Source organism: Pseudomonas sp. P5_B2 (assembly GCF_056400445.1).
The window spans coordinates 1-982 of record NZ_JBFULH010001115.1; the positions used below are offsets into that span (position 1 = coordinate 1).

At 52.4% G+C, this 982-nt stretch carries 2 protein-coding genes; both read left to right on the plus strand.

Features of this window, described 5'->3' with window-relative positions:
- A partial coding sequence (locus tag AC1DRJ_RS29560) for an SLC13 family permease (protein WP_477805242.1) occupies nt 1-567 on the plus strand: 567 nt, incomplete at its 5' end.
- 54 nt (nt 568-621) lie between these two features.
- On the plus strand, nt 622-982 hold a 361-nt coding region (gene dctP / locus AC1DRJ_RS29565), incomplete at its 3' end, for a TRAP transporter substrate-binding protein DctP (RefSeq protein ID WP_477805243.1).

Here is a 982-nt window from a genome sequence, read left to right on the forward strand (position 1 = left end):
GAAGCGGCTGTGGTGGCAGCGGTCTATTCGCTCTTCGTGGCGCTGGTGATCTACCGGGAATTAAAAGTCAGTCAGTTGTTCGAGATTATTCTGTCATCGGCCAAGACGACGTCTGTGGTGATGCTCCTGGTTGCTGCCGCTATGGTTTCGTCATGGCTGGTGACTATCGCCGATCTGCCTGGTCAGTTGGCAGCGATCCTTGAACCGTTCATGAGTAATCAGACCCTGCTGTTGGTCGTGATTATGTTGCTGGTCATTCTGGTCGGTACAGTAATGGACATGACGCCGACCATCCTCATCCTGACTCCAGTGCTGATGCCCGCGGTTACCCAGGCAGGAATCGACCCGGTCTATTTCGGTGTTCTGTTTTTGATTAACAACGCGATTGGTCTAATCACCCCTCCTGTAGGCACGGTGCTCAACGTGGTATGCGGAGTATCCAAGATAGGGATGGATGAAATCATTCGGGGTGTCTGGCCCTTCTTGCTTGCGCAACTAACGGTGCTGTTTCTGCTGGTGCTGTTTCCGCAACTGGTCCTGGGGCCGCTGAAATTTTTCGCAGGTTAATACCGGTGGAAGCTGTGGTAATGCGACATCTAATAATAATGAACGGAGAATAAAATGAAAAAATTGATCAAGACCCTGCTTGCCAGCGCCTGTGCTACTGGACTACTTCTGGGTAGTGTTGTCAGTCACGCTGATGAGGTTCGCGAGCGCACTCTGCGTTTCGCTTTCCAGAATGTCAAAGAGCACCCGCAAGGCCAGGGCGCACAGAAATTTGCCGATCTGCTCAGCGAGAAGAGTGGAGGAAAACTCAAAGTACGGCTGTTCCCGGGCGGTACGTTGGGGGGAGACGTGCAGACTGTTTCCGCCCTGCAAGGCGGCACGCTGGATATTACCGTGCTCAACTCCGGTATTCTGGCATCCCAGGCCGCTGATTTTGCGATGCTTGATTTCCCCTTTCTTTTTAACGATGTAAAGG